Raw genomic sequence first — 20022 nt, forward strand, 5'->3', positions numbered from 1 at the left:
AGCCCCGCATGGAGCGTGAGGAGCTGGGTCCGGATCAGATCCGCCGCACCCTCCGCCGGCTGGCCCACGAGATCGTCGAGCAGACGGGGGACCTGGCGCCCCTGGCCCTGGTGGGGGTGCGGACGCGGGGGGTCCACATCGCCCGCCGCCTGGCCCGGGACATCGAGGCCCTGAGCGGCACCCTCCCGCCGGTCGGGGCCCTGGACGTGACCCTCTACCGCGACGACCTGGACCGCGAGGCCGGCGCCAGGGCCAAGCTCCAGCGGACGGACCTGCCCTTCTCCTGCCATGACCGGGAGATCGTCCTAGTGGACGACGTCCTCTACACCGGCCGCACCACCCGGGCCGCCCTGGCCGCCCTGGTGAGCTTCGGCCGTCCCCGGCGGGTGCGCCTCGCCGTCATGGCGGACCGCGGGGAGCGCGAGCTGCCGGTGCGGGCCGACTTCATCGGCAAGAACCTCTCCGTCCTCCCGGGCACCGAGGTGAAGGTGCTGCTGGAGGAGATCGACGGCCGCGACGCCCTCGTCGTGCGCGCTAAAGGAACCGTTCCCGGGACCCCGTCCCGCAGCCATGCCCCGGAGGAAACGCCATGATTCCCGAACCGTACCGGAGGAAGGACCTGCTCTCCATCCGGGAGCTGTCGGCGGGGGAGATCCTGTTCCTGCTCGACCAGACCGACTCCTTCCGCGAGGTGAACGAGCGCGACATCAAGAAAGTGCCCACCCTGCGGGGCAAGACCGTCGTCAACCTCTTCTTCGAGGCGAGCACGCGCACCCGTGCCTCCTTCGAGATCGCGGGCAAGCGCCTCTCGGCGGACGTCATCAATCTCTCCGCCTCGACCAGCTCGGCCAAGAAGGGTGAGAGCCTGCGCGACACCGCCCGAAACATCGAGGCCATGGCGACGGACGTGCTGGTCGTCCGGCACTCCGCCTCGGGCGCCCCGCACTACCTGTCCCGGGAGCTCCGCTGCTCGGTGGTGAACGCGGGCGACGGCTGCCACGAGCACCCCACCCAGGCCCTCCTCGACCTCTACACCATCCGGGAGCACAAGAAGGACTTCCAGGGGCTGAACGTCTCCATCATCGGGGACATCGCCCACAGCCGGGTGGCCCGCTCCGACATCGCGGGGCTCCTGAAGCTCGGGGCGAACGTCACCATCTGCGGCCCCGCGCCCATGCTCCCGGCGGCGGCCGAGTGCCTGGGCGCCCGGGTGACCACCCGCCTCGATGAGGCCATCGAGGGCGCGGACGTGGCCATCGCCCTGCGCATCCAGCTCGAGCGCGGGGCCGGGACCACCTTCCCGGGCAACCGCGAGTACGCCGCGACCTACGGCCTCACCCGCAAGCGGCTCAAGGGCGCCAAGCGAAACCTCCTCATCATGCACCCGGGCCCCATCAACCGCGGGGTGGAGATGTCCCCCGACGTGGCCGACGGGCCATTCTCGGTCATCCTGGAGCAGGTGGAGTACGGGGTGGCCTCCCGGATGGCCATCCTCTACCTCCTGGCGGGCCGGAAGGCGGACGAGCCCCCAGTCTCGCCGCCGAGGCTCGAGGAGGGAGGCCAGCCCGAGGCCGCGCCCGCGGGGAGGACCGAAGATGCCCTTGCTCGTTAAAGGCGGCCGCCTCATCGACCCGGCCTCGGGGACGGACGAGGCGCTGGATCTCCTCATCGAGGGGGGCCGCATCGCCCGGCGCGGGAAGGACCTCGCCGCGCCCGAGGGGGCGGAGGTGCTGAACGCCAAGGGGCTCGTCGTGGCCCCGGGCTTCATCGACATGCACGTCCACTTCCGGGAGCCGGGCCAGGAGTACAAGGAAGACATCGAGAGCGGCACCCGGGCCGCCGCCGCGGGGGGCTTCACCTCGGTGGCCTGCATGGCCAACACCGACCCGGTGAACGACACGAGCTCCATCACCGAGCGCATCCTGAAGCGCGCCCGGGAGGCGGGCGCCTGCCGGGTGCACCCCATCGGGGCCGTCTCGGTGGGCCTGAAGGGCGAGGCCCTGACCGAGATGGCCGAGCAGCTGGCGGCGGGCGCGGTGGCCTTCAGCGACGACGGGGTGCCCGTTCGCAGCGCGGCCCTCATGCGCGCCGCCCTCGACTACGCCGGGATGCTCGGCGCCCCCGTCCTCGACCACGCCGAGGACCGCTCCCTCTCCCAGGGGAAGGTGATGCACGAGGGGAAGATTTCGACCCTCCTCGGGCTCTCCGGGAACCCGGCCGCGAGCGAGGACATCTGCGTCTACCGCGACATCCGCCTGGCCGAGCTGACCCGCGCCAGGGTCCACATCCTGCACCTCTCCTCGCGGGGGGCGGTGGCCCTCATCCGGGAGGCCAAGAAGCGAGGCGTGCGGGTGACGGGGGAGGTCACCCCCCACCACTTCACCCTCACGCACGAGGCCCTGCAGGGCTTCGACGCCTCGGCCAAGATGGCGCCCCCCCTGCGCGAGGAGGAGGACCGCCAGGCCCTCCTCGAAGGGCTCCGGGACGGCACCATCGAGGTCATCGCCTCGGACCACGCCCCCCACTACGAGGCGGATCTGCAGGTCGAGTTCGACGAGGTGCCCTTCGGGGTCGTGGGGCTGGAGACGGCGGTGCCCCTCGCCCTCGACCGCCTCTACCACCGGGGGGTGCTGACGCTGCCGGAGCTCATCTCCAAGTTCACGGTGGGCCCGGCGAAGGCGCTGGGCCTCAAGCTGGGCACCCTGGCCGAGGGCGCCCCGGCGGACGTGACCCTGCTCGACCCGGAGCGCGACACCAAGGTGAACCCCGAGGCCTTCGAGAGCCGGGGGCGGAACACCCCCTTCGGCGGCTGGAAGCTCAAGGGCTGCGCCGTGGCCACCGTGGTGAACGGGGAGATGCGCATGAACCGCATCGCCGGCGTCACGCAGATCTTCGCCCCCGAACGGGTGGCCTGATGGGCATCTGGATGCGGCCGGACCGCGCCCGGCCCGCCCTCCTGGCCCTGGAGGACGGCCGCTGCTTCCGGGGCCGGGCCTTCGGCGCGGAAAAAGAGGCCGAGGGGGAGGTGGTCTTCAACACCGCCCTCACCGGCTACCAGGAGGTGCTGACCGACCCCTCCTACCGGGGCCAGATGGTGGCCATGACCTGCCCCCACATCGGGAACTACGGGATCATCCCGGGGGACGACGAGTCCCGCCGGGTGTGGGTCGAGGCCTTCATCGTGAAGGAGGCCTGCCGGGTGCCGAGCAACTTCCGCTCGCGCGGGGACTTGGACTCCCACTTGAAGGCCCAGGGGGTGCCGGGCATCGAGGGCATCGACACCCGGGCGCTCACCCGCCACCTGCGGGAGAAGGGGGCCTTGAAGGCCGTCCTCTCCTCGGCGGAGCCGGACGAGAAGAAGCTCGCCGCCCGGGCCAAGGCCAGCCCCGGCCTCGACGGCCGCGACCTGGTGCGGGACGTCACCTGCGAGAAGCCCCACCCCTGGGGCGAGCGGCGCGGGCGGCCGCTGTGCGTGGCCTACGACTTCGGGGCCAAGCGCCAGATCTTCGAGGAGCTCTCCCGCCGCTTCGACCTCGAGGTGGTGCCCGCCGCCGAGACGGCGGACGCCGTGCTCGGGCGCCGGCCCGCCGCCGTCTTCCTCTCGAACGGCCCGGGCGACCCGGCGGCGCTGGGCTACATCGTGAAGAACGTCCGGGACATGCTCGGCCGGGTGCCCATCGTGGGCATCTGCCTCGGCCACCAAATCCTCGCCCAGGCCCTGGGCGGCAAGACCTACAAGCTCAAGTTCGGCCACCACGGCGCGAACCACCCCGTCCAGGACGTGAAGGGCCGCGGAGTGGACATCACCTCGCAAAACCACTCCTTCGCCGTGGACCCCGGGAGCCTCCCGGACGGCGCCCTCGTCACCCACCTGAGCCTCAACGACGGGACCTGCGAGGGCCTGCGCTCGGAGGACCCCGCCGTCTTCTCGGTCCAGTACCACCCCGAGGCAAGTCCAGGCCCACATGATGCAAGGCATTTGTTCGATACGTTTTATGCGTTCTGCGTGGGGGAGTGAGGGGGGAGATGGCTGAATCCGAAGAAAGATTGAAGCGCGAATCCCACCTCAAACGTATTGAAGATTTGCTTGAAGTGATTCAGGTAGAGTTTAGGCACCGAAGTAATGAGATGGAAGTGAGCAGAGAACAAAAAATTGGCGGCATTGTGAGTAATTTCAATGGAAGAGGAGTATTGCAATCGAGCATGTGTTGTCATGCAATTTTGAATGTATGCGTTGAGGATATACGAGCGCTTGCGGAATATGTTTTCACGGTTGGGCTCGATTATGCAAGACAAGTTAGTTTTGATTCCGACAAGGAATTTCTTGTTCGTTTCTCGGGGCACTCAGTCGGATTAATTGAGCAGGAATGGGTGAAACAACGTGGGCAGCTGGATAAACGAAAATACCAGCATGATTTTTCCTACGAAGACCATTTGAAAAAAAACGTCTCTCCGATTATTGCTCGCTTGATTGAGAGGATTGCCCTGGTAGGTAAGAAAGCTGCACTTGGAATTGGAGTACGACAGGAGATTCACATGGAATCTCATAGTATCAATATTTCGCAGGCGGGCATTGTGAATTTTGGCGGTATGTATGGTCAGATTGAAGGAAATGTCACTGCTCTGAATCAAAGTGGTGCTGAGGAAGTCGCGGAAGCTTTCAAGAAGTTGATTGAGGCGATAGATCGGTCTCCCCTGGAAACTGCGCAGAAGCGCGAAATTGTTGAATTGACGAGTGAGCTAAGCCAGCAAGCAAAAGAGCCGAAAGAATCCCGCAAGGGAGCGGTGGTCAGCGCTCTCTTGGGAAGGCTGAATGAGATGGTGAAACTATATTCCGGTCTTCAGGCTATTTGGCAAGATGTCGAGCCAATTATTACGATGTGGTTCCAATCTTAGGAGTTTTATAGTCGTCCCCGCCCACGGGAGGGCCGCGGCGAGTCCGGGATTCGCCGCGGTGGCCGGGGCGGCTTAACAGGGATGGGACGATGGTTCTCCCGGGAGGGGAGATTGAACTTATGAGTCAGCTTTTCGCCGCCGCTCGATAACCGGCCAGAGGAAGCGCCGCCATGATACGCAAAGAGAGGGTGAAGGGGAGCGGGAAGGTGCGGGTGACGTTCGTCCTGCCGAAGGACCAGCCGCACGGGAAGGTCTCGGTCGTGGGGGACTTCAACGGCTGGGAGCCCAACAAGACGCCGCTGGTGCGGCGGGCGAACCAGGCCTACAGCGCGGCGATCACGCTGGAGGCGGGCCGGCGCTACGCCTTCCGCTACATCACCGGGAAGGGCATCTGGCTCGACGAGCCGGAGGCCGACGCCCGCGAGCCCAACGGCTTCGGCGGCGAGAACTGCGTGGTGGTGACGTGAGGGGCGACAGGCGCGGCATCGTCCGTAGGGGCGAGGCATGCCTCGCCCCTACAAGATAGGTGCTCGGACCCATTATCCGTAGGGTCGGTTCCATGATGTCATTCTGAGCGACCGGAGGGAGCGAAGAATCTGCTTTTCGTTGTTCAGGGATGAAAAAAGAAGCAGATTTCTCACTGCGCTCGGAATGACAGTTCCTCTCATCCATCGAGCGAAAAGGAAATTGTAGCCCCCCATGCCCAGGCGCGCGGACATCCGGAAAATCCTCATCATCGGCTCGGGGCCCATCGTCATCGGGCAGGCCTGCGAGTTCGACTACTCGGGCACCCAGGCCTGCAAGGCGCTGCGGGAGGAGGGCTACCAGGTCGTCCTGGTGAACTCGAACCCGGCCACCATCATGACCGACCCCGAGACGGCCGAGGCCACCTACGTCGAGCCCATCACGGCGGATGTGGTGCGCCAGATCATCGAGAAGGAGCGCCCGGACGCGCTGCTCCCGACGATGGGCGGGCAGACGGGGCTCAACACCGCCGTGGAGCTGGCCGAGGCGGGGGTCTTGGAGGAGTTCGGGGTCGAGCTCATCGGGGCCAAGCTCCCGGCCATCAAGTGCGCCGAGGACCGCGAGCTCTTCAAGCACGCGATGGCCGAGATCGGCCTCGACCTCCCCCGGAGCGAGGTGGTGCGCACGGCGGAGGAGGGCTGGGCGGCGGCCCGGCGCGTCGGCTTCCCGGTCATCCTGCGGCCGGCCTTCACCCTGGGGGGGAGCGGGGGCGCCATCGCCCGCTCGGAGGGGGAGTTCGGGGAGAAGATCGCCTGGGCGCTCGCCGAGAGCCCGGTCAAGCAGGTGCTGCTGGAAGAGAGCGTCCTCGGCTGGAAGGAGTTCGAGCTCGAGGTGATGCGGGACCTGAAGGACAACGTCTCCATCATCTGCTCCATCGAGAACCTGGACCCCATGGGCATCCACACGGGGGACTCCATCACCGTGGCCCCGGCCCAGACCCTCTCGGACCGCGAGTACCAGGCCATGCGGGACGCCGCCATCGCCTGCATCCGCAAAGTGGGGGTGGAGTGCGGGGGCTCGAACATCCAGTTCGGGGTGAATCCCCGGGACGGGCGGATGGTGGTCATCGAGATGAACCCGCGCGTCTCGCGCAGCTCGGCCCTGGCGAGCAAGGCCACGGGCTTCCCCATCGCCAAGATCGCGGCCAAGCTCGCCGTGGGGCTCACCCTGGACGAGATCCCGAACGACATCACCCGCATGACCCCGGCCTCCTTCGAGCCCTCGATCGACTACGTGGTGGTCAAGTTCCCGCGCTTCACCTTCGAGAAGTTCCCCGAGACGCCCCCCATCCTCGACACCCAGATGCGCTCGGTGGGGGAGGCCATGGCCATCGGGCGCACCTTCCGCGAGGCCCTGATGAAGGCGGTGCGCTCGATGGAGATCGACCGCCACGGGCTGGCCGACCCCGAGCCGGACAAGTACGCGGGGCTCTGCGCCGACCTGAAGCGCCAGCTCATCGCGGACACGCTGCGGGTGCCGGGCCCGGACCGCCTCTGGGCGGTGGCGCGGGCGCTGCGGGAGGGCTTCTCCGTCCTGGAGATCTATGAGGCCTCGGGCATCGACCCCTGGTTTCTCTGCCACATCAAGGAGCTGGTGGACCTAGAGGCCGAGGCGGGGGCGCCGGGGCTGCTCTCGGACGCCGCCCGGCTGCGCCTCCTCAAGGAGAACGGCTTCTCGGACCGCGACCTGGCCCAGCGCCAGGGGGTGAGCGAGAAAGACATCCGCGAAGCGCGCTGGCGGCTGGGCGTCCGGCCGGTCTACAAGCAGGTGGACACCTGCGCCGCCGAGTTCGAGGCCCACACGCCGTACCTCTACTCGACCTACGAGGAGGAGGACGAGGCGCCCCCCACCGGCCGGGAGAAGATCATCATCCTGGGCGGGGGGCCCAACCGCATCGGGCAGGGGATCGAGTTCGACTACTGCTGCGTCCACGGGGTGATGGCCCTCTCGGAGGCCGGCTACGAGGCCATCATGGTCAACTGCAACCCCGAGACGGTGAGCACCGACTACGACACGAGCGACCGGCTCTACTTCGAGCCCCTTACCCTGGAGGACGTGCTGGAGATCGTCCACCGCGAGAAGCCGATGGGCGTCATCGTCCAGTTCGGAGGGCAGACCCCGCTCAAGCTCGCCATCCCGCTCAAGGAGGCGGGGGTGCCCATCCTCGGCACCTCGCCCGAGAGCATCGACCTCACGGAGGACCGCGAGCTCTTCAGCGCCCTCCTGCGGAAGCTCCACCTCACCCAGCCCCCCTCGGGCACGGCCACCAATGCGGAGGCCGCCCTCAAGATCGCGGAGGCCATCCGCTACCCCATCCTGGTTCGGCCGAGCTACGTGCTCGGGGGCCGGGCGATGGCCCTGGTGCACGACCCCCAGGAGCTGGCCGAGTACATGAGCGAGGCGGTCAAGGCCTCGGCCGAGCGGCCGGTGCTCATCGATCATTTCCTCCAGGATGCGGTCGAGGTGGACGTGGACGCCGTATCGGACGGCGAACGGGTGGTGATCGCCGGGGTGATGGAGCACATCGAGGAGGCTGGCATCCACAGCGGGGACTCCGCCTGCTCGCTCCCTCCCTACACCCTGGGCCCGGCCGTGGTGGACGAGATGAAGCGCCAGGTGCGCATCCTCGCCAAGGCGCTGGGGGTGGTGGGGCTCACCAACGTGCAGTTCGCGGTCCACCGCCGCCAGGTCTTCATCCTGGAGGTGAACCCCCGGGCGAGCCGCACCGTGCCCTACGTGAGCAAGGTGGTCGGCATCCCCTTCGCCAAGGTGGCGGCCCGGGTGATGGCGGGGGCGAAGCTGGACGAGCTTGGGGTCGAGGAGCGCGAGATCCGCCACTACGGGGTGAAGGAGGCGGTCTTCCCCTTCAAGAAGTTCTCGAACGTGGACGTCATCCTGGGCCCGGAGATGAAGTCCACCGGCGAGGTGATGGGCCTGGGCGCGGATTTCCCCACCGCCTTCCTCAAGGCGCAGGAGGGGGCGGGCTCGCGGGTCCCGACGGGGGGGAAGGCCTTCCTCTCGGTGCGGGACGAGGACAAGGCGGCCGTGGTGCCCATCGCCCAGTCGCTTGTGGAACTCGGGTTCGGGCTCGTGGCCACCGAGGGGACGCGCAAAACCCTCCTCGCGAACGGCATCGAGGCGGATTTCGTGCACAAGGTGACGGACGGCCTCCGGCCCAACACGGTCGACCTCATCGAGGGGGGCGAGGTCGACTTCGTGCTGAACACGACCGGCGGGCGGCAGTCCAAGAAAGACAGCTACTCCATCCGCCGCACCTCCCTCATCCGCAACGTCTTCTACTGCACCACCCTGGAGGCCGCCCACGCCGCCGCGCGCTCCATCCGGGCGCTGAAGGAGGCTACGCGCTCCGTCCGGCCCCTCCAGGACTACCACCGGAGCCTCCGGGCGCGGCCCGCCCCGCCGGAGTGCTAGCCCGTGCGCCGCGCGCTCGGCCTCCTCGCGGCCCTCGCCCTCCTCGGGCTGGGCGCCGGGAGCCCGGCCTCCGGGGCCGCCTCCGCCGCGCCGCCGCCGGCCGAGGCCCCGGCCCGGCCGGGCCTCTCCGTCCGTGGGGCCTTCGAGGGGCACCGCTCGGGTGTCTGGCTGAGGGCGCGGGGGGTGGTGAGCCGGCTCCTCCGCGACGACCTGGAGGGCCAGCGCCACCAGCGCTTCGTCCTCCGCCTCGCGGACGGCCTGACGGTGCTCGTCTCCCACAACATCACCGTGGCCCCGCGCGTCCCGGCCGGGAAGGGGGACGAGGTGGAGGTCTACGGCCGCTATGAGTGGAACAAGCGCGGCGGGGTCATCCACTGGACCCACCGCGACCCCAAGGGCCGGCGCGAGGGCGGGTGGATCAGGCACAAGGGGGAGGTGTACCGGTAAGGAAAGGATTCTCGTTCGTTGAAGATTTCCTCATTCGGACGCTGGTAGACGAGAGGTTTCGGTGTGCCTCGGTGTTCCCCCTCCCTCCGGGAGGGGGCAGGGGGAGGGTGAAACGCGGGGCCATTCGAGATAAAGCGCGGGGGACATTGTAGGGGCGTATTGCAATACGCCCCTACAGCAATGGGTGAGGCGGAGAAGGAATCAGGGATCTCCCGCCTTTTGCGCCGTGGCGATGAGCCGCGAGAGGGCCGGGGAGGCGGGAGAGCCCTGGAAATCTCCGTAGAGGGCGATGTCCGCGAAGCCCGCCGCCAGGAGGGCGTCCCGAATTTCCCCGGGCCGGTAAAGGCGCATAGAGTAGAAGTAACGGCGCTCGGGCTGACCGGGGGCGCGAATGTGGCGGCGGATCTCGTAGCGGTCGCCCTCGGAGGAGGGGGCGATGCGGCTCGACTCGGCCACCCATACCCCCTGGATGGTCACCGCGTCGTCCGGGGGGACGTGGTGCCGGAGATGGTCCGGGTTGCGCAGCTCGAGGTAGACGCCCCCTCCGGGCCGGAGGATGCGGTGGATCTCCTGGAGAGAGGCCAGGTCCTCGGCCCGGGTATCGAAGTAGCCGAAGGAGCTGAACAAGATGGCGGCGGCGTCGAAGGCGCCCGCCGCGAAGGGGAGCCGGCGCATGTCGCCGCGCGCCCACCGGCCCCCGGGCTCTTCGTCGCGGGCCCGCCTGAGGAGGGGGGCGCTGAGGTCGAGCCCCGCCGTCCAGTGGCCGTTCCGCCCCCAGGCCCGGCTGTGGCGCCCGTAGCCGCAGCACAGGTCGAGGATGCGGGCCCCGGGCGGGAGGTCCAGCAGGACCTCCACCGAAGCCGCCTGGACCTCCGTCCAGGCCTCCTCGAAGGTCTGCATGAGGGGGTAGTGCTCATCGAAGCCGGAGGCGTACCATGGTGCGGCGTCTGGTGCCATGGAGGTCTCCGGGCGGGCCGGGGGTCCCGGGGGGAGGAGGCATGTTGCTGAGATCCATCTTGTACCTTCTGCTCGTCTGGGCCGTCTACGCCGGGGTGCGGGGGTTGCTCGGCGCGGCGAGGCGGCCCGCCCGGGAGTCGCCGGGGGAGGGCGTGGACGACGTCATGAGCCCCTGCCCGGAGTGCGGGTCGTATTTCCCGGTGAGCTACGGCGTCTCCAGGCGGGTGGGCGGGCAGAAGCTCCTCTTCTGCGGCGAGGAATGCGCCGAGCGCCACGCCAGGAAGGGAAGCTGAGCGTCTCCATTGACTTTTGCCGCGCCGGGCGTAATCTGACCTGCACAGTTGGATTCCGCCCGGTCCCGCGGGCCTCATGGGGATGAGCCCGGGGGAGCGAAAGGAGCCGGAACGGGGGGAAGCGGCATGAAGATTTTCATCGACACGGCCAACCTGCAGGAAATCAAGGAAGCCGCCGCGACCGGCGTCATCGACGGCGTCACCACCAACCCGACCCTCATCGCGAAGGAAGGGGCCGACATCCACACCCGCATCCGCGAGATCTGCGAGGTGGTGAACGGGCCGGTGAGCGCCGAGGTGGTGGCCACGAAATGGGAGGAGATGGTCGAGGAGGGGCGCGAACTGGCGGCCATCCACGACAACGTGGTGGTCAAGGTGCCCATCGGCCTGGACGGGCTCAAGGCGGTCAAGAAGCTCCGGGAGGAGAACATTTCGACCAACGTGACGCTGATCTTCAACCCCGCCCAGGCCCTCCTGGCGGCGAAGGCCGGCGCCTCGTTCGTGAGCCCCTTCGTGGGGCGCCTCGACGACATCACCAGCCCGGGCATGGACATGGCGGCGGACATCGTCCGCATCTTCCAGAACTACGATTTCGCCACCCAGGTCCTCGTGGCGAGCGTGCGCCACCCGATGCACGTGCTCGAGGCGGCGCGCATGGGAGCGGACGTGGCGACCTGCCCCTTCGGCGTCATCGGGCAGCTCCTCAAGCATCCCCTGACCGACATCGGTCTGGAAAAATTCCTGGCGGATTGGCGGCGGGCCAGCGAGCTCCGCTGACCGCGCAAGGCGAAGGAGAGTACCCAGTGCCCATGTACGAATTCATCTGCGGCGAATGCGAGACCGATTTCGAGAAGCTCGTGGCCTCGGCCGAGGCGGCTTCCTCGGTGGAGTGCCCCTCCTGCGGGTCCAAGAAGGTGCACAAGAAACTCTCCGTCTTCGCGAGGACGGCGGCGGGCACTGGCCCCTCGGGCTATTCGAGCGGTTTCTCGGGCGGCGGCCACTGCTGCGGCGGCTCCTGCTCCTGCCACTGAGCGCATCCGGAATTCCCGAGGCGGCCCCGCGGGGCCGCCTTCGCGCGCACGCCCGATGACCGCCCTTTTGCGGAGGCCGCCTCATGCCGGAGGAGAGCGGGGAGCACGTCAGCATCTTCGAAACGGCGAACGCCCAGTTTGACCGCGCCGCCCAGGTGATCGAGCTCGACGGGGAGATGCAGGCTCTCCTCAAGAACCCCTTCCGCGAAATGCAGGTCGAGATCCCCCTCCGCCGCGACAACGGTGCGCTCTCCCTCTACCGGGGCTACCGCGTCCAGTTCAACGGCGCCCGCGGGCCCTTCAAGGGAGGCATCCGCTACCACCAGGACGTGGACATGGACGAGGTCCGGGGCCTGGCGGCCCTGATGACCTGGAAGACCGCCCTCGTCAACATCCCCTTCGGGGGAGGCAAGGGGGGCGTCAACGTCAACGTGAAGGAGCTGAACCGCTTCGAGAACGAGCGGCTGACGCGCAAGTTCATCTCGCGCATCGGGCATATCCTGGGCCCGTACCGCGACATCCCGGCCCCGGACATGAACACGAACGCCCAGGTCATGGCCTGGATCATGGACGAGTACAGCGGCCGCCACGGCTACAGCCCGGCGGCCGTCACCGGCAAGCCGCTCGCCCTCGGCGGCTCCGCCGGGCGCGAGGCGGCCACCGGCCGGGGCGTGGTGATGGTGTTCGAGGAGATCGCCCGGCGCGAGGGCTGGGACCCCAAGCAGATGACAGCGGCCGTCCAGGGCTTCGGCAACGTCGGAAGCTACGCCTCGCGCTTCCTGTCGGAGATCGGGATTAAGGTCCAGGCCATCTCCGACGTGTCGGGCGCCTATTTCTCCCAGAAGGGCGTCGACATCTCCCGCGCCTGGAACCACAACGCGCGCCACGGCAGCCTCGAGGGTTTCGCGGAGGGAGACAAGATTTCGAACGAAGAGCTCCTCGCCCTCAAGGTGGACGTGCTGGTGCCGGCCGCGCTGGGCGGCGTGCTCAACAAGGAAACCGCGGGCCGGGTGAAGGCGCGCATCGTGCTCGAGGCCGCGAACGCCCCCGTGACGGAAGCGGGCGAGAAAATCCTCGAGGCGAACGGAGCCTGCCTCATCCCGGACATCCTGGCCAACGCGGGCGGTGTGACGGTCTCCTATTTCGAGTGGGTGCAGAACATCCAGCAGTTCACCTGGGACGAAGACCGCGTGAACTCCGAGCTGGGAAAGATCATGAACCGGACGGCCGCCCAGGTGTGGGAACTGGCGAAGCAGCGGAATGTCTCGATGCGCACGGCCGCCTTCATGATCGCCATCGAGCGGGTCGCGGAGGCCGAGCGCCTGCGGGGAATCTAATCCGGCGCCTGCCGCCGGTGGAGCCGAGTTTGCCGGAGCAAGAATACGAGGTCGAGGGCGAGGGCCTGGCCAAGTCCTACGGCTCCGTCAAGGCGGTGGACGGCGTGAGCCTGCGGATCCGGCGGGGGGAGTGCTACGGAATCCTCGGCCCCAACGGCGCGGGCAAGACGACGACCATCAAGATGATCTGCGGCTATGCCATCCCGGACGCGGGCAGCCTGCGCGTCTTCGGCATCGACGCCGTCGCCGACAGCCGCCGCGTCCGCGAGCGAATGGGCATCGTCCCCCAGGAAAGCACCCTCGACAGCGAGCTGACCGTGTACGAGAACCTCTGGGTGTACGCGGGATACTTCGGCCTCTCCCGGAAGGAGTCCCGCCCCCGCATCGAGGAGCTGCTCGAATTCTTCCAGCTCCGGGAGAAGTGGGACGCCCAGATCAAGGCGCTCTCGGGGGGCATGAAGCGCCGGCTCCTCATCGCCCGGGCGCTCATCCACCGCCCCCGGCTCCTCGTCCTCGACGAGCCGACCACGGGCCTGGACCCCCAGGCGCGCCACCTCGTGTGGAACCGCCTGCGCGAGTTGCGGCGCCAGGGGCTGAGCATCCTCTTGACGACGCACTACATGGAGGAGGCAGCCCAGCTCTGCGACCGCATCGGGGTGATGGACGAGGGCAGGTATCTCGTGGAGGGCGCGCCCATCGACCTCGTGCGCGAGCGGGTGGGGGAGGAGGTCATCGAGCTTCGCGGTGTGGATGAGGGGCCGGTCCTCCGGGCGCTGGACGGGCTTCCCTTCAAGCCCGAGCGGGTAGGGGACACGCTCTACCTCTATTGCCGGGACGGACGGGTGATGGACCGCCTCATCGGCGCGGGGCGGCGGGACTTCCTCCGGCGGCCCGCGACGCTGGAGGATCTCTTCCTCCACCTCACGGGCCGGGAATTGCGCGAATGAGCGAATTCCTCCAGCACGCCCCCAGCCACCGCGCGGTGCGGGTGTGGATCCGGCACCTGGTGATGTACCGCTCCTGGTTCATCGCCGAGTGGGCGGGCAGCCTCACCGAGCACGCCCTATACCTCCTGGCCTTCGGCTACGGGCTCGGCCGCTTCGTTCCCGACATGGGGGGGATGGCCTACGCCCAGTTCATCGGGCCGGGGCTGGTGGTCTCGATCGCCATGTGGTCGGCCTCCTACGAGTCCACCTACGGGGCCTACTCCCGCATGCGGCTTCAGCACATCTACGAGGGGATGCTCTCGGCCCCCCTCACCATCGGGGACGTGGTGCTGGGCGATCTTCTCTGGTGCGCCTCGCGCTCCCTCATCGGAGCGGTCCTGATGCTGATCGTCCTCTCGGCGTTCGGGCTGGTGGGCTCCCCCTGGGCGGCCGCCGTGCTGCCGGTGGTGTTCATCGAGGCCCTCATGTTCGCCGGGCTGGGCCTCATCGCCACCGCCCTGGCCCCAAGCCACTCCTTCTTCAACTTCCACTACTCCCTCATCGTCATGCCCATGTTCTTCTTCGCCGGGACCTTCTTTCCTCTTCAGGGGCTCCCGGCCTGGATGCAGACCGTCTCGGAGCTGATGCCCCTGACCCACGCCGTGATCCTCGCCCGGGGGCTGATCGTGTACGGGCACGCGCCGGACGCCCTCTGGCACCTCTTCATGCTGAGCGTCTTCACCCTGGGGTTCCTGGCGGTGGCCTGCGGGCTGGTGGGCCGCCGGATGCTGGACTGAACGGTGGCCTCGGAGCTGCGCCGCCTGCTCGGGGTGGAAGGGCACTTCCGCTTCCACGAAACCGTCGCCCGCTTCCTGATGGCGCGCGAGGAGCGCGTGAACCTCTATGACGGCCGCGTCTTCCGCCGCGCGGTGGAGGACGGAGCGGGAGGCCTCTTCCTTCTGGAGGCCGAGGCCGGGGGGGAGGGTCCTCAGGCGTCCGTCGTCATGCGGCTCCGCTCCCCGGGGGGGCTCCCGCGGGGGGCGGCCCGGGCGGGGGAGCGGGCCCTCGCCCATCTTCTCGCCTTCGATCTGGACCTCGCCCCCTTCAACGCCATGGCCCGGGAAGACCGCCACCTCGCCCCTCTCGTGGAGCGGTTCGAGGGCTTGAAGCCCGTCCGCTACCTCGGGATGTTCGAGGCGCTCGTGACGGCCATCTCGACCCAGCAGGTGAACATGACTTTCGGCGCCGTCATCCGGGGGCGGCTGACGGAGCGCTACGGCGGATCGTTGCGCCTGGGGGAGGCGGTGTTCCACGCCTTCCCGCCGCCCGCCGCCGTGGCCCGCGCCAAGCCCGACGAGCTCCGCCGATTGCAATTCTCGGAACGGAAGGCGGAGTATGTCATCGGCGCAGCCCGCGCGATCGAGGAAGGCGCGATCGACGAGGCGGAGCTGCGCCGCCTCCCCTTCGAGGAGGCCGTGGAGCGGTTGAGGGCGCTGCGGGGCGTGGGCCGCTGGACGGCCGAGCAGGGCCTCTTCCGGGGGCTGGGCCGGGTGGAGGCCTTCCCGGGCGGGGACCTCGGGGTGCAGAAGGTGGTGGCGCATTACTGCCTGGGGCGCGAATGGGCGGAGGAGAAGGAGGTCCGCCGCGTGGCGGAACGGTGGGCCCCCTGGGGAGGGATCGCGGTGACCTATCTGTTCGCCGCCTGGCGCGCGGGCGTCCCGCCCCTCCCGCCGGCCCGGCGCCCGCCGCGCCCCGCGCGGAAGCGGCAGGAGGCCCGGCCGTGAACGCGCTCCGGGAGATGATCGAGCGGCGCGAGGCGGAGCTCCTGGCCCCCTACGCCGCGCACAGCGCCGCGAGCCTGGGGCGGGCCCACCCCGAGCCCGAGCACGCCATGCGGACCGCCTTCCAGCGCGACCGCGACCGAATCATCCACACCACCGCCTTCCGGCGGCTCGAGTACAAGACCCAGGTCTTCGTGAACCACGAGGGCGACCACTTCCGCACCCGGCTCACCCACACCGTCGAGGTCAGCCAGATCGCGCGCTCCATCGCCCGGGCGCTCCGCCTGAACGAGGAGCTGGCCGAGGCGGTGGCGCTGGGCCACGACCTGGGCCATCCACCCTTCGGCCACGCGGGCGAGACGGTGCTGGACGGCCTCATGGAGGGCCATGGGGGCTTCGAGCACAACCTCCAGGCCCTCCGCATCGTGGAGCGCCTGGAGCGGCGCTACCCGGCCTTCCCGGGCCTCAACCTCACCTGGGAGACGCGGGAGGGAATCATCAAGTACCTCCCCCGCTACAAGGGGCCCATGCCCGCCGGGCTCTCGAACGGCACCGCGCCTAGCCTGGAGGCCCAGGTGGTGGATGCGGCGGACGAGATCGCCTACAACAACCACGACCTGGACGACGGCCTCTCATTCCGCCTGTTCGCCCCTGAGGACGCCGCCGAGTGCTCTCTCTGGGGCGAGCACCACCGGGCCGCGCGGCGGGATTATCCCGGTGCCTCCCCCCGCGAGATCAAGCACGAAACCATCCGGCGCATCATCAACGCCCAGGTGACGGACCTCGTCCTCGCCACGCGCGGGCGGGCCGAGGCGCTGGGTCTGCGCGATCTGGCCGACGTGCGCGGGCGGGGCCACGGCGCGGCGGGCTTCAGCCCCGCGATGGAGGAGCGCAACCAGGAGCTCAAGCGCTTCCTCATGGAGCGGATGTACCGCAACGAGCGGGTGCGGCGGCTCGAGGCGAGCGCCCGCAAGGTGCTCACGGATCTCTTCAACGCCTACCTCGGCGACCCCTCCCGCATGCCCGCGCACGTCGCCCGCCGCGAGGCGGAGGACGGCCGGCCGCGCATGGTGTGCGACTACGTCTCCGGGATGACCGACCGCTACGCCTACCAACAGCACAAGCGCATGTTCGGCGAGGACCTGGCGCTGGAGGGGTAGGGGCCGGATGGTTGCATGGGGCCAGCGGTTTCATCCGTAGGGGCGGTTCGCGAACCGCCCCCACGAAATTGATCGGTGTCTCGCCTTCCGGGTCAGTAATATTTGTAGGGGCGGATTTCAAACCCGCCCCTACGGATTTCCTGTCCGGAAGATGGATTGGCCTTGGCGCGTTCTCCCTCTCCCCCCTCCCGAACCGGCTGGCCGGTTCGGGGACCCGAAAAGACGGGGAGAGGGGTGACGGCGCTGCTCTCACCCGCAGGTTTTAATTCATGGCCGGAACGTGTAGCTCGATTTGGTGGAGGGCCGCCTACGGTTCCAGCGTGACGTTGTAGCCCTGCTGGCGGCGCTGGATGAGGAGTTGGACGCGGGGCAGCTCGCGCGCCCGCACGAGCGCCTCGCGGAAGGTTTCGGGGTCGGCGGTTTCCTGGGCGTTGATGCGGCGGATGACGTCCCCGGGCCGGATGCCGATGCCCTCGGACGGCCCTCCGGGGAGCACCTCGGTGATGACCATCCCTTGTCGCGTGCCCAGCCGGAAGCGCTGGATGGCGTCGGGGCCGATGGGCGCGGCCCGAAGGCCCAGCCAGTTCCAGGCGATCTCCTCGGCCAGGGCGGCGGGAATGGGCGCGAGGGTGACCTGGGTCTCGATTGCCTTCCCTTGGCGCCAGAGCCGGAGAGGCACCCGGGAGCCCACGGTATAGCCGGCCAGCTCGTTCAGGTAGTCCTCGCGCGAGCCCACGTCCTTCCCGCCGAAGGCGAGGAGGATGTCGCCCGCGCGGATGCCCGCCCGCTGGGCCGGGCTGTCGGCCAGCACCTGCGTGGCGATGGCCCCGTGCGGCTGGGGAAAGCCCATCTGGCCCGCCATGCGGGGCATGAGGTCGCGGACCACCATCCCCACCCAGCTCCTGCGCACCTTCCCGAACGTGATGAGGTCGCTCACGATGCGGTGGGCGCGGTCGATGGGGATGGCGAAGCCGATCCCCTGGGCGTTGCTGAAGATGGCCGTGTTGATGCCGATCAGCTCCCCGTAGATGTTGAGCAGGGGCCCGCCCGAGTTGCCGGGGTTGATCGAGGCGTCCGTCTGGATGAAGTCGGCCGGGTGGCGCCGGGTCTTATCCCGCCCGTCGTCCAGCGTGCGGCCGAGGGCGCTCACCACGCCCGTGGTGACGGTGTGGGCGAGTCCGAAGGGGTTGCCGATGGCGATCACGGTTTCGCCGATCATGAGGTCGTCCGAGCGGCCCAGCGGCAGGTGGGGCAGGGGCTCGCGGACGTCGATCTTGATGACGGCAAGGTCGTTCTCGGGGTCGGCGCCGATGAGCCGCGCGGGCAGGGCCTCGCGGCCGGCGAGGGAGACGCGGATCTCGCTCGCGCGGGAGACGACGTGCTCGTTCGTGAGGATGAAGCCGTCGGGCCGGATGATCACCCCCGAGCCCAGGCTGCGCTCGGGGCGGTAGGAAGGTGTCCTGCCGAAGAACTCGCGGAAGAACTCATCCGCCCGGGGATTCCGGTAGGGCGAGAAGGGGTTGGCCACCTCGCGGATCTGCAGCGCGCTGATGTTCACCACGGCGGGGGCCGCGCGCTCCACGGCCTGGACGACGGGGGTGCGGCGGCCGTCGCGGTCCCGGGGAGCGGCCCACGCGGAGGGCGCCGCCGCCAGGGAGGCGGCCAGGAGGATCGCGGCGGCGGTACGGCGGGCGGCTCGGGTCATTGGGCTCGCAGGGCGGCGAAGATGTTGGTGCCTTTTCGCTTGAGGAGGAGGAGGACGACGCCCTCCTTGCCCGGCTTCCCGGCCAGGGCGCGGAAGTCGTCCAGGGTGCGCACCGGCCGGTGGTTCACCTCCACGATCTGGTCGCCCACGGCCACGCCGCCCATTTGGGCCGGGCCGTCCCGGTGGACGGCCGTGATGACGATCCCCTGGTTCTCCTTGAGGCCGAACCTCTGGGCGAGCGCCGGGGTGATGGGCTCGATCTTCATGCCGAGGGGGTCCTTGGAGTTGGCCTTTACGAGGACGGGCGCCTCGGGGCTCGCCCCGATCTTGATGCGGGCCGCCTTCAGCTCGCCGCCGCGGTAGTACTTCACCTCCACCGCGTTCCCCGGGCGGGCCCGCGCCACCATGCGGGAGAGGGACTCCCAGGTGATGACCTCGAGCCCGCCGAAGGAGACGATCACGTCGCCGCGCTGGAGCCCCGCGGCATCCGCCGGCCCCCCGCGCACCACCTCGGCGAGCTTGGCCCCCCGCTGGAAGGGGAGCCCCAGTTTCTTGGCCTCCTCGGGGGGGACGGCGGTGAGGGAGGCGCCCATGCGGCCGCGGACCGGGTAGCCCTTGTGCCGGAGGTCGTCGATGACGGCCTTGGCCTGGTTGATCGGAATGGCGAAGCCGAGCCCCAGGCTCGCGGGCTGCCTTCCCTTGGAAAAGATGGCGGTGTTGATGCCGATCACCTCTCCCTGGCTGTTGGCCAGCGGCCCGCCGGAGTTGCCGGGATTGATGGAGGCGTCGGTCTGCAGGTAGTCGTCGTAGGGGCCTTCCCCCAGGTTGCGGTGGAGGGCGCTGATGACGCCCACCGAGACGGAGCGGGAGAGGCCGAAGGGGCTGCCGACGGCCAGAACCCACTCGCCCACCTCCACGCGATCCGAGTTGCCGAGGATGGCGGCCTTGAGCGGGGCCGTATGCGTCACCTTGAGGAGGGCCAGATCCGATTTTTCGTCCACGCCGGCGATGCTGGCCGCGAGTTCTTCCCCCGAATGGAGTTTCACGAGGACTTCCTTGCCGTCCTTGATGACGTGGTGGTTGGTGAGGATGTAGCCCTCCTCCCCGATCACGATTCCGGACCCCACGCTGTACTGGCCGGAACCGAGGTCCTCGAAATCCCGGAAGGGGCCTCCCTTCTTCTGCCCGGGGCCGAAGATCCCGAGGCCCGCCTCTTCCCTGGGTTTCACCCGGATGTGGACGACCGAGGGCTCGAGCCGCTTGACCGCCTCGACGATGGTGCGGTCCCCGAAAGTGAGGGTGGAGGTGGCGGCGCGGGCCGGGAGAGCGGCCGGGACGGCGAGCGATGCCGCAATGAGAAGAGCTGGCAAAATCTTGAGCATGGTCCCTTCCTGCCGACGGAGCGTCGCCGGTGGCGCGGCGTCCTCAATGCTAGCACCGGGGGGAAGGCGGGACAATCAGGTGATTTCGGGGGTTTATCAGGGCGCGGATGCGTTCCGGCGCGGGATCGGCTATGCTTGGGGCCGAATCGG

19 protein-coding genes are annotated in these 20022 nt (G+C 68.8%); 16 read left to right on the top strand and 3 right to left on the bottom strand.

Annotation, left to right across the window (positions count from 1 at the left end):
* Positions 1-8 precede the first annotated feature (8 nt).
* The 8 genes from pyrR to HYZ11_11715 all read left to right on the top strand — a co-directional run bounded on the left by pyrR (position 9) and on the right by HYZ11_11715 (position 9300).
* Positions 9-593 carry a bifunctional pyr operon transcriptional regulator/uracil phosphoribosyltransferase PyrR gene (gene pyrR / locus HYZ11_11680; GenBank protein MBI3128257.1) on the top strand — a complete coding sequence of 195 codons (585 nt, stop codon included), beginning with the start codon at positions 9-11 and terminating at the stop codon, positions 591-593.
* Positions 590-1612, top strand: coding sequence for an aspartate carbamoyltransferase catalytic subunit (locus HYZ11_11685; protein MBI3128258.1), 1023 nt, complete (start codon positions 590-592; stop codon positions 1610-1612). The genes pyrR and HYZ11_11685 overlap by 4 nt, the downstream gene beginning before the upstream one ends.
* On the top strand, positions 1596-2915 hold the full coding sequence (locus HYZ11_11690; protein ID MBI3128259.1) for a dihydroorotase: 1320 nt from the start codon (positions 1596-1598) through the stop codon (positions 2913-2915). The genes HYZ11_11685 and HYZ11_11690 overlap by 17 nt, the downstream gene beginning before the upstream one ends.
* 11 nt (positions 2916-2926) lie before the next feature.
* Positions 2927-4018: a glutamine-hydrolyzing carbamoyl-phosphate synthase small subunit gene (carA, locus tag HYZ11_11695; protein MBI3128260.1), complete on the top strand. Its 1092-nt coding sequence runs from the start codon at positions 2927-2929 to the stop codon at positions 4016-4018.
* Between the two features lie 8 nt (positions 4019-4026).
* Positions 4027-4896 (top strand): hypothetical protein, encoded by an 870-nt coding sequence (locus HYZ11_11700; GenBank protein ID MBI3128261.1) that lies wholly within the window; start codon positions 4027-4029, stop codon positions 4894-4896.
* A gap of 170 nt (positions 4897-5066) precedes the next feature.
* Complete coding sequence (locus tag HYZ11_11705; GenBank protein MBI3128262.1) at positions 5067-5363, top strand: isoamylase early set domain-containing protein; 297 nt, start codon at positions 5067-5069, stop codon at positions 5361-5363.
* Between the two features lie 232 nt (positions 5364-5595).
* Positions 5596-8853, top strand: a complete 3258-nt coding sequence (gene carB / locus HYZ11_11710; protein ID MBI3128263.1) for a carbamoyl-phosphate synthase large subunit — start codon at positions 5596-5598, stop codon at positions 8851-8853.
* A gap of 48 nt (positions 8854-8901) precedes the next feature.
* The gene (locus tag HYZ11_11715) at positions 8902-9300 is read left to right on the top strand and encodes a DUF3465 domain-containing protein (protein MBI3128264.1); all 399 of its coding nucleotides are present in this window, start codon (positions 8902-8904) and stop codon (positions 9298-9300) included.
* A gap of 201 nt (positions 9301-9501) precedes the next feature.
* Here the strand turns inward: HYZ11_11715 and HYZ11_11720 are convergent, their stop codons facing one another.
* Positions 9502-10257: a class I SAM-dependent methyltransferase gene (locus HYZ11_11720; protein ID MBI3128265.1), complete on the bottom strand. Its 756-nt coding sequence runs from the start codon at positions 10255-10257 to the stop codon at positions 9502-9504.
* 41 nt (positions 10258-10298) lie between these two features.
* Between HYZ11_11720 and HYZ11_11725 the strand changes: the two genes are divergently transcribed.
* The 8 genes from HYZ11_11725 (at position 10299) to HYZ11_11760 (ending at position 16785) form a co-directional block, all read left to right on the top strand.
* Positions 10299-10550, top strand: a complete 252-nt coding sequence (locus tag HYZ11_11725) for a hypothetical protein (GenBank protein ID MBI3128266.1) — start codon at positions 10299-10301, stop codon at positions 10548-10550.
* Positions 10551-10676: 126 nt separating this feature from the next.
* Positions 10677-11327 carry a fructose-6-phosphate aldolase gene (gene fsa, locus HYZ11_11730; protein MBI3128267.1) on the top strand — a complete coding sequence of 217 codons (651 nt, stop codon included), beginning with the start codon at positions 10677-10679 and terminating at the stop codon, positions 11325-11327.
* Between the two features lie 26 nt (positions 11328-11353).
* Positions 11354-11581 (top strand): zinc ribbon domain-containing protein, encoded by a 228-nt coding sequence (locus HYZ11_11735; GenBank protein ID MBI3128268.1) that lies wholly within the window; start codon positions 11354-11356, stop codon positions 11579-11581.
* An 83-nt stretch (positions 11582-11664) separates the two neighbouring features.
* A complete protein-coding gene (locus HYZ11_11740; protein MBI3128269.1) occupies positions 11665-12918 on the top strand; it encodes a glutamate dehydrogenase in 1254 nt (417 codons plus the stop codon).
* A gap of 8 nt (positions 12919-12926) precedes the next feature.
* A complete protein-coding gene (locus HYZ11_11745; protein ID MBI3128270.1) occupies positions 12927-13865 on the top strand; it encodes an ATP-binding cassette domain-containing protein in 939 nt (312 codons plus the stop codon).
* On the top strand, positions 13862-14641 hold the full coding sequence (locus tag HYZ11_11750) for an ABC transporter permease (protein ID MBI3128271.1): 780 nt from the start codon (positions 13862-13864) through the stop codon (positions 14639-14641). Before HYZ11_11745 ends, HYZ11_11750 begins: the two co-directional genes overlap by 4 nt.
* 3 nt (positions 14642-14644) lie before the next feature.
* A complete protein-coding gene (locus HYZ11_11755) occupies positions 14645-15628 on the top strand; it encodes a DNA-3-methyladenine glycosylase 2 family protein (GenBank protein MBI3128272.1) in 984 nt (327 codons plus the stop codon).
* Positions 15629-15642: 14 nt separating this feature from the next.
* A complete protein-coding gene (locus tag HYZ11_11760; protein ID MBI3128273.1) occupies positions 15643-16785 on the top strand; it encodes a deoxyguanosinetriphosphate triphosphohydrolase in 1143 nt (380 codons plus the stop codon).
* Positions 16786-17092: 307 nt separating this feature from the next.
* On the opposite strand, the gene HYZ11_11765 is transcribed toward HYZ11_11760, so the two are convergent.
* Both HYZ11_11765 and HYZ11_11770 read right to left on the bottom strand, forming a co-directional pair.
* The gene (locus HYZ11_11765) at positions 17093-18490 is read right to left on the bottom strand and encodes a trypsin-like peptidase domain-containing protein (protein ID MBI3128274.1); all 1398 of its coding nucleotides are present in this window, start codon (positions 18488-18490) and stop codon (positions 17093-17095) included.
* The gene (locus HYZ11_11770; protein ID MBI3128275.1) at positions 18487-19872 is read right to left on the bottom strand and encodes a trypsin-like peptidase domain-containing protein; all 1386 of its coding nucleotides are present in this window, start codon (positions 19870-19872) and stop codon (positions 18487-18489) included. The genes HYZ11_11765 and HYZ11_11770 overlap by 4 nt, the downstream gene beginning before the upstream one ends.
* Between the last annotated feature and the right edge of the window lie 150 nt (positions 19873-20022).

The sequence above is a fragment of the Candidatus Tectomicrobia bacterium genome (assembly GCA_016192135.1).
GTDB lineage: Bacteria > UBA8248 > UBA8248 > UBA8248 > UBA8248 > 2-12-FULL-69-37.